A 7,745-nucleotide genomic window follows, 5' to 3' on the forward strand; every position below is an offset into this window, starting at 1 on the left:
GGATATAGAAAAAGGGCCGCCACGCGGCAGCCCCTTTCCAGTACGCAATCTGGATACCCAGCAATACAGCGGATCAGGCGCCGCTGGAGTTCAGGGTGGTTCCGATCGTGGTGAACTTGGCGTTGATTGCATTGCCGAGCGCGCCGGCGCCGGTGATGATGGCGAGCGCGATGAGAGCGGCGATCAGACCATATTCGATAGCGGTCGCGCCGGATTCGTCCTTCACGAAACGTGCAAAAAGGTTAGACATTCGAGAGCTCCTACTCCACGTGTTACAGCACTTCCGTCAACTTCTGTGATGGTTGATCGGATGCTGCCAATCTAGGGAGAAGCTCTTTCGATCGGCTTAATAAACAGCCTTACCGATTCCTTTCCCGGCTCGAACATATTGCGTGGTTAACCCCATACTAAGCGATCGCTAAAATACCATTTTCAGGGCCGATGCCGCAAAGGGCAAGGGCGGGGAACGCTCGCGACCGAGCCGAGATCCAGCCGTGCCGGACACCCCGTCGATCGCGACTTCCGATGCCGGGCAGGCGGACTTAACCGTTGGTTCACCAATCTCGTTCATGTTCTGTTGAACAAGTTGCTTGCGTGGAGCGCCCCGATGGCCGAGCCGAGATTCTCAATCCTGATTGCCGCGCTTCTTGCAGCAACGTGCCTCGTCGTGCCTGCCAGGGCCGGCACCGGCATCGAGGTCACCATGAATCAGGCCAAGATCGTGAAGCTGTCGCGCCCCGCCGACACGATCGTCGTCGGCAACCCGTCAATCGCCGATGCCTCGGTCCAGGACGCCTCGACGATCGTGCTCACCGGCAAGGGTTTCGGCGTCACCAATCTCGTCGTTCTCGACCAGGAGGGCAGCCCGATCGTCGACGCGCAGGTTACAGTCGTGCGGCAGGCAGCCTCCTCGGTGCGCATTTACCGGCGCGCCGAAGTGCAGACCATGTCCTGCACGCCCTACTGTGAAAGCTCGTACAAGAGCGAGGCTGAAAAATCCTCCGAAGCAGAGATGGGCGGCGGCAGCAAATAGGCGGCGCCCGCCCGCTATCCGGGTTACGGCATGGTTAAAACGCGTGCGTCGACTTTAGCGATCATTCAAACCGGGCCTCAATTGGTTTGCGCTAATAACGCCTGTCAGAACCGTCCAAGGGTGGCAGGAAACAGGGCATGGGCAAGGGATTCGCATCGAAAGGTCAGCGCAAGGTGGAGCGCTCCAGCTTCTTCAGGCGCTTCTTCCACGACCGGCGCGGCAGCACGGCCCTGGAATTCGCGCTGCTGGCAATGCCGTTCGCCCTCCTCGTATTCGCTATCCTTGAAAGCTGCATCTCGTTTGCCGGCCAGGAAGTGATGGCCAACATCACCGACGATGTTGCGCGCCAGTTGCGCACGGGCCAGCTGAGGCCGGCCGATGTCGCGGGAGGCAAATTGACGACCCTGATCTGCGACAGGCTGGAGATCATCGTCTCCACGGATTGCCCCAATCAGTTGCTTGCGGATCTTCGCGAATATCCGACTTTCGCCGACGCGGCCTCGGCGAGCTTCAAGATCCAGAACGGCGATGTCGTGCTGATGCAGGGCACCAACTCACAGGCCTTCGCGACTACGCCTGGCCTCGCGGAATCGAGGAACATGCTGCGGGTCTTCTACAAATGGCCTGTGATGACCGATTTGATGGCCAAGTCGATGGCCAATCTGAGCGGTGGCAGGACATTGCACTTCGCGTCAGTGACCTGGCAGAACGAGCCGTTCGACAATTGAGTTCGCAAACACCACAAGAAAAAAGGCAAGGGCATGATGCGTGCGGGGGCACATCTGGAAATCGCAGGGATCCGCGGCAAGGCCGTCGGGTTCTTGTCCAATCGCCGTGGCGTCGCCGCGGTCGAGTTCGCTCTCATCCTGCCTATCCTGCTGGTCATGTACTTCATGACCATGGAGGCTTCGCAGGCTATCGAGACCAGCAAGAAGGTCAGCCGTATCGGCAGCATGGTCGCCGACCTGGTTACGCAGCAGCCGACCATCGTCGCGGCGGACCTCGATGCCATCATGAAGATCGGCACCTCGACCATTCAGCCCTATAACCGGTCAACGCCGAGCATTATCATCACGGCAATACAGGTCACCACCGATACGCCGCCCAAGGTGAACGTGGTGTGGTCGCGCAAGCTGGTCAATGGCGTCTCCAGCATCGCCACCACCCTGCCCGCGACCACCACGGTTCCGACAACGCTCAAGGTCGCCGGCACCTTCCTCATCCGCGTTCAGAGCAATCTGAGCTATTCGCCGATTATCAACTGGCAGCCGGACACCCAACAAAAGCTCGGATTGACCCAATCCCTCAGCACCACCATACCGATGGGCGAAACCTACTATCTGCGTCCCCGCAGAAGCCTGACGATCCCCTGCGGCGACTGCTGAAGATCCTTACTGCTGCCCACCATCGGTTGACACAAAGCGCACGATGGCTTCCGCCATCGCGTAATCCTTAGGGGCCACGGTCAAAAACCCACCGGAATGTTTCGATTCCAGGAGATCGTAGACATCCGGTGTCGTCGACTTGAGGTTGGTGAGAAACACGATCAGCCGGCGCTTGGCTTCCGGGTCGAGATCGCTGCGTACGGCGTGGGGACCGTATCTGAGCACCCCCGACGTCCAGACGACCTGGAAAGCCGACGGCGAAAGACCGGTCGCCTCGAGTCTTGCCTGCGTGCCGCCCGATAGCAGCGCCTGGCCGTCGGCCGCAGCCCTTACCCAGCCGAACAAGGCGTCGGCCGTGCCATCGAAGAGCATGGCCTCCGCCGCCGACGCCGTCATGGCATGGATCAGAAACGGTGAATCTTCGGCGATCTTGACGTGTTCGGCGGCCAACCCCGCCAGCGGCAACAGCGAGCCACCGACGCTGTCCGATGGCGGCATGGCGATCCGGTGGGTCGCCATCGCCGCCAGGCCTGATAGCTTGCCGTCCCTGGTGAGCAGCACCGAACGGATGCCGGCCGCACCGTCGGAATCGACCGGAGCCACAAGCGGCTCGAGGCATCCGCAACGCTGCAGCGCCGTCGCGTAGGCGGTCGCCGAATAGATAGCGTATTCGATCCGGGCGTTGGCCTGCGCCTCGATCAGGGCGGCATAATCGCGCGCGACGACGAACTCCACCTTCATGCCGAGCGCGTTGGTGAAGGCTTGCGTCAACTGCGCCAGCCCGGGAACGGTGTTGCCGGCGCCAGGCTCGGCGACGACGCCGATGCGGAATGTGCCGATATCGTCGCGCCAGTCGGCCTGCGCCGGCCCGCACCAGAACGCACCATGGACGAGCATAAGCGCAGCCAATGCCTTGGGCGCAGCCTTCATGACAGGACCGCCCTGGGTTCCAATCGATCCATGCCCATGCCCGCCGCGTCGCCGTTTGGTTTCCGAATTGCCAATGCCACCGTGGGACCCTATGTCTGGTCGTTCACACTGGCAACAATGACCCGATGGCGCGTGCTTTCCTCTTTGTCCTGGATTCCTTCGGCATCGGCGGCGCGGCCGACGCCGAACGTTATGGCGATGCCGGCGCCAATACCCTCGCCCACATAGCCGAAGCCTGCGCGGAAGGGCGCGCGGACCGCGAGGGGCTTCGTCAAGGTCCGCTGTTTGTCCCCAACATGGCATCGCTTGGGCTTGGCAAGGCGGCCGAGACCGCGACGGGATTGGGCTTTGCCCATTTCGGGACGGATCTGCTCGCCAATGCCTTCCATGGCGCGGCGCAAGAGGTTTCGAGCGGCAAGGACACGCCTTCCGGCCACTGGGAGATGGCGGGCCTGCCGGTGCGCTTCGACTGGGGTTACTTCCCCGACACGGTTCCCGCGTTTCCGGCGGAACTGACCGAGGCGATCATCCGCGAGGGCAAGGTTCCAGGCATTCTCGGCAATTGTCATGCGCCCGGCACCGAGATCATCGAACGGTTCGGCGAGGACCATATCCGCACCGGCAAGCCGATCTGCTACACATCCGTCGATTCTGTCCTGCAGGTCGCCGCGCATGAGGTTCATTTCGGCCTGGAGCGGCTTTATGAATTCTGTCAGGTGGTGCGGCGGCTGGTTGATCCATTAAGGATCGGACGCGTGATCGCGCGGCCTTTCGTCGGCGAAACCGCCGCCACCTTCACGCGAACGTATAACCGCCACGACTACGCCGTGCCGCCGCCAGAACCGACCTTGCTCGACCGCCTGACGGCGCGGGGAAGCCGCGTCATCGCCGTCGGCAAGATCGGCGACATCTTCGCCCATCGCGGGATTTCGGAAGTGCGCAAGGCCGCCGGCAACATGGCCATGTTCGACAAGGCGTTGGGCGCGATGGACGACGCCGGCGCTGGCGATCTCGTTTTCGCCAATTTCGTCGATTTCGACACCGAATTCGGCCATCGCCGCGATGTGGCGGGCTATGCCGCCGCGCTTGATGCCTTCGACCGGCGGCTGCCGGAGGCATTCTCCAGGCTGAGGCAGGGCGACCTGCTGATCCTGACGGCCGATCACGGCAACGATCCGACCTGGCGCGGAACCGATCATACGCGTGAGCGTATCCCGATAATCGGCATCGGGCCGGGCCTCGGGGGTGGCGACATCGGGCTGCGCGCGACATTCGCCGATATCGGCGAGACCGTGGCCGAACATCTCGAACTGGCGCACGGCCGTCACGGCACTTCTTTCTATCCAGCGATTGGCGGCCCAGCGATTGGCGGCCCAGGTGGCCCAGTGATTGGCGGCCATGCCTGAATTGCCCGAAGTGGAAACGGTCCGGCGCGGGTTGCAGCCGGTTATGGAAGGCGCCCGCCTTGTCCGTGTCGAGACACGACGACCGGATTTGCGGTTTCCCTTTCCCGAACGGTTTTCGGAGCGGCTGACCGGCAGGACAATCACCGCGCTCGGCCGCCGCGCCAAATATCTGACCATGCACGTGCAGGACGGTCCGGTGCTGATCTGCCATCTCGGAATGTCGGGCTCCTTTCGCATCGAGACAGATAACGACAACGAGAAATTGGGCGCGTTCCATCACGAACGGTCGAAGAGCGCGGCGCACGACCATGTCGTGTTCCATGTCGCCTCCGCGGCCGGTGCCCGGTCGCGCGTGATCTTCAACGATCCGCGCCGCTTCGGCTTCATGCTGTTTGCGGAAGGATCGCCGGAGACGCATCCGATGCTGGCCGGGCTGGGCGTCGAGCCCACGGGCAACGCGCTGGACGGCGTGCTGCTCGCCTCGTTGCTGAAGGGCCGCAGATCGCCTCTGAAGGCAGCGCTTCTCGACCAGAGGCTGATCGCGGGGCTTGGCAATATTTATGTGTCGGAAGCATTGTGGCGCGCCGGCCTGTCGCCGCTGCGCGAAACAGGCACCATCGCCAGACCGGGCAAGAAGGCCAGGGAACAGAGCGAACGCCTCGCCGAGGCGATCCGCTCGGTCATATCGGATGCCATCGCCGCTGGCGGATCTTCGCTGCGCGACTATATGCACGCGGACGGATCGCTGGGCTACTTCCAGCATTCCTTCGCCGTCTACGACCGGGAGGGTGAGCCTTGCGCGAAACCCGGCTGCGGCGGCCACGTCGAACGCGTCGTCCAGAGCGGGCGCTCGACCTTCTATTGCCGGACGTGTCAGAGCTGAGTTAGACCGGATCAAGCGAGGAGCGCAGCCATGGCCTATGAAACGATCATCACCGAGACGCGCGGCAAGGTCGGGCTGATCACGCTGAACCGGCCAAAGGCGCTCAACGCGCTGAATTCCCAGATCCTCGCCGAACTCGTCGTGGCGGTGAGCGCTTTCGGCGCCGATCCCGGCATCGGCGCCATGGTCGTTACCGGTTCCGACAAGGCCTTTGCCGCCGGTGCCGACATCAAGGAGATGCAGGCCATCTCCTATGTGGACGCCTACAGCCAGGACTTCTTCGCCGGCTGGGAGGAGTTCACGCGTGTCAGAAAACCTGTCATCGCGGCGGTGGCCGGCTATGCCCTGGGAGGCGGGTGCGAACTGGCGATGATGTGCGATTTCATCATCGCCGCCGATACGGCCAAATTCGGCCAGCCCGAAATCACGCTTGGCGTCATTCCCGGCATGGGCGGATCGCAACGCCTGACCCGGTTCGTCGGAAAGTCGAAGGCCATGGACATGTGCCTGACCGGACGAATGATGGACGCCGCGGAAGCCGAGCGCTCCGGCCTGGTATCGCGGGTGGTGCCTGCCGGCGAGCTTGTCGAGGAGGCCGTCAAGGCGGCGGCCAGGATCGCCGATTTCTCCTTGCCGTCGGTGATGATGGCGAAGGAAGCCGTCAACCGCGCCTACGAGACGACATTGGCGGAGGGATTGCGGTTCGAACGCCGCCTGTTCCACTCGCTTTTCGCGCTCGATGACCAGAAGGAAGGCATGGCGGCCTTCGCCGAAAAGCGGAAGCCGAATTTCACCAACCGGTAGAGCGTCGCCGGCCGCGACCGAAACCCACGGCATCGGCCAAAAAGAACGCCAGGCAGCGTTGACGCGCCGGAAAAGCTGAACTATAAGCCGCACCAACCGAGGCGGCCCCGTGGCTGCCCGTTTGTTTTTTGCGCCCTGCGGCATGCCGCGTGCGCCGACCAGATCAGAAGAGAGGCATCATGGCCAACACATCCTCGGCCAAAAAGGCAACGCGCAAGATCGCCCGCCGTGCGGAGATCAACAAGAACCGCCGCTCGCGCGTCCGCACCTACGTCCGCCAAGTCGAGGAGGCACTCGCCTCCGGCGACAAGACCGCAGCGCAGGCCGCTTTCAAGGCCGCCGAGCCTGAATTGATGCGTGCCGCGACCAAGGGCATCATCCACAAGAACACCGCGTCGCGCAAAGTGTCGCGTCTGGCTCAGCGCCTCAAGGTGCTGTCGGCCTGACATCGCCTTCCAAGGCTGATCTTCTTCGAACCCGGCCGATCGCGCCGGGTTTTTTCGTTTGCCGGCAAGTACTTAAAAAGAATGCCCGCAAGCAGCGTCAAGAACGGATTGCACGGTTCAAAATGTTTTGCCGGCACATACATGCCCGCTGAAGGGTCGACATGCTTGAAAGCGTCGCCCAAAAAATCCTTGCCCCTCAGAAATAACCTATAGTTTCCAGTCGGTTAGTGATGGTCATCCACAGCTTGTCCACAACGCGTCAGGGCGACGGGAGGACAACTGGCTGTCAAGAGAATTATTTCAGAAAATTTCGCGCCGGCCCGGCTTTTTCATATTCGCCGGAAAAGGGTTTGAATCACAATGGCTTTGTCAAAATATACCACTACGCCATGGAGCACCAACCTGCCGGCGCTAACCAGATTCCTTAAAAATCCGTTAGAGGTGGCCTTGCCCTATCCACAGCGATTTCGGTAATGTCGGTTCATCAAAAAGGGACGGGCCATTGGCCCTTAACCCAGCCCGAATCGGCCAGCGCAAATTGGCGGGATTTGCAACGCGGATCAAGTCCGCGAACGGGTTTGGTTTGTCTTTTTTTGATACGGTAGGGGACTGGCGTAACAAGACATGGCAGGTAGACGGCGCGCCGGCGCTCTTTTCGCCGGGTGGTGTTGTATTGCCCTGACATACCCAACGCGGACTGGCTTTCGAGGCCGGCACCGGTTTCCCCCGGGTAGTGGGCGACGTTCATCTGCCGGCGGCGGCAGCGGGCATCGTAGCAAAGACTTAGGTCGCCGGATCACGGATGCAGGAGGCGCATTCCCGGCGGAAAACAGGTACAAAAAGACAAGGAACTCGATC

Annotated in this window: 9 protein-coding genes; 7 read left to right on the forward strand and 2 right to left on the reverse strand. The window is 61.9% G+C overall.

Annotated elements, in window-relative coordinates; genetic code table 11:
• Window positions 1-73: 73 nt before the first annotated feature.
• Window positions 74-250, reverse strand: coding sequence for a Flp family type IVb pilin (locus AC0NIH_RS32630; protein WP_013897312.1), 177 nt, complete (start codon window positions 248-250; stop codon window positions 74-76).
• A 357-nt stretch (window positions 251-607) separates the two neighbouring features.
• Here AC0NIH_RS32630 and AC0NIH_RS32635 point away from each other — a divergent pair, with 357 nt between their 5' ends.
• From AC0NIH_RS32635 to AC0NIH_RS32645, 3 genes are all read left to right on the forward strand, one after another.
• Entirely contained in the window at window positions 608-1,033 is a 426-nt protein-coding gene (locus tag AC0NIH_RS32635; RefSeq protein WP_013897313.1) for a pilus assembly protein N-terminal domain-containing protein, read from the forward strand.
• Between the two features lie 137 nt (window positions 1,034-1,170).
• Window positions 1,171-1,761 (forward strand): TadE/TadG family type IV pilus assembly protein, encoded by a 591-nt coding sequence (locus AC0NIH_RS32640; protein ID WP_473463255.1) that lies wholly within the window; start codon window positions 1,171-1,173, stop codon window positions 1,759-1,761.
• A gap of 33 nt (window positions 1,762-1,794) precedes the next feature.
• Window positions 1,795-2,418 (forward strand): TadE/TadG family type IV pilus assembly protein, encoded by a 624-nt coding sequence (locus AC0NIH_RS32645; protein ID WP_473463257.1) that lies wholly within the window; start codon window positions 1,795-1,797, stop codon window positions 2,416-2,418.
• A 6-nt stretch (window positions 2,419-2,424) separates the two neighbouring features.
• Here the strand turns inward: AC0NIH_RS32645 and AC0NIH_RS32650 are convergent, their stop codons facing one another.
• A complete protein-coding gene (locus AC0NIH_RS32650) occupies window positions 2,425-3,348 on the reverse strand; it encodes a phosphate/phosphite/phosphonate ABC transporter substrate-binding protein (protein ID WP_473463260.1) in 924 nt (307 codons plus the stop codon).
• Between the two features lie 125 nt (window positions 3,349-3,473).
• Between AC0NIH_RS32650 and AC0NIH_RS32655 the strand changes: the two genes are divergently transcribed.
• The 4 genes from AC0NIH_RS32655 to rpsT all read left to right on the forward strand — a co-directional run bounded on the left by AC0NIH_RS32655 (window position 3,474) and on the right by rpsT (window position 6,887).
• Window positions 3,474-4,754 carry a phosphopentomutase gene (locus AC0NIH_RS32655; RefSeq protein ID WP_473463264.1) on the forward strand — a complete coding sequence of 427 codons (1,281 nt, stop codon included), beginning with the start codon at window positions 3,474-3,476 and terminating at the stop codon, window positions 4,752-4,754.
• Window positions 4,747-5,637, forward strand: coding sequence for a bifunctional DNA-formamidopyrimidine glycosylase/DNA-(apurinic or apyrimidinic site) lyase (gene mutM, locus AC0NIH_RS32660; protein ID WP_473463268.1), 891 nt, complete (start codon window positions 4,747-4,749; stop codon window positions 5,635-5,637). Before AC0NIH_RS32655 ends, mutM begins: the two co-directional genes overlap by 8 nt.
• A 30-nt stretch (window positions 5,638-5,667) precedes the next feature.
• Window positions 5,668-6,441 (forward strand): enoyl-CoA hydratase, encoded by a 774-nt coding sequence (locus tag AC0NIH_RS32665; RefSeq protein WP_023766957.1) that lies wholly within the window; start codon window positions 5,668-5,670, stop codon window positions 6,439-6,441.
• Window positions 6,442-6,620: 179 nt separating this feature from the next.
• Window positions 6,621-6,887, forward strand: coding sequence for a 30S ribosomal protein S20 (gene rpsT, locus AC0NIH_RS32670; protein ID WP_287272795.1), 267 nt, complete (start codon window positions 6,621-6,623; stop codon window positions 6,885-6,887).
• Window positions 6,888-7,745: the final 858 nt, after the last annotated feature.

It is taken from the genome of Mesorhizobium sp. WSM1386 (assembly GCF_055901595.1).

Excerpts from the sequence above, each read along its gene's own strand:
- AC0NIH_RS32650 (WP_473463260.1), bottom strand. The coding sequence starts at position 3,348 with ATGAAGGCTGCGCCCAAGGCATTGGCTGCGCTTATGCTCGTCCATGGT.
- AC0NIH_RS32655 (WP_473463264.1), top strand. The coding sequence starts at position 3,474 with ATGGCGCGTGCTTTCCTCTTTGTCCTGGATTCCTTCGGCATCGGCGGC.
- AC0NIH_RS32630 (WP_013897312.1), bottom strand. The coding sequence starts at position 250 with ATGTCTAACCTTTTTGCACGTTTCGTGAAGGACGAATCCGGCGCGACC.
- AC0NIH_RS32640 (WP_473463255.1), top strand. The coding sequence starts at position 1,171 with ATGGGCAAGGGATTCGCATCGAAAGGTCAGCGCAAGGTGGAGCGCTCC.
- rpsT (WP_287272795.1), top strand. The coding sequence starts at position 6,621 with ATGGCCAACACATCCTCGGCCAAAAAGGCAACGCGCAAGATCGCCCGC.
- mutM (WP_473463268.1), top strand. The coding sequence starts at position 4,747 with ATGCCTGAATTGCCCGAAGTGGAAACGGTCCGGCGCGGGTTGCAGCCG.
- AC0NIH_RS32665 (WP_023766957.1), top strand. The coding sequence starts at position 5,668 with ATGGCCTATGAAACGATCATCACCGAGACGCGCGGCAAGGTCGGGCTG.
- AC0NIH_RS32635 (WP_013897313.1), top strand. The coding sequence starts at position 608 with ATGGCCGAGCCGAGATTCTCAATCCTGATTGCCGCGCTTCTTGCAGCA.
- AC0NIH_RS32645 (WP_473463257.1), top strand. The coding sequence starts at position 1,795 with ATGATGCGTGCGGGGGCACATCTGGAAATCGCAGGGATCCGCGGCAAG.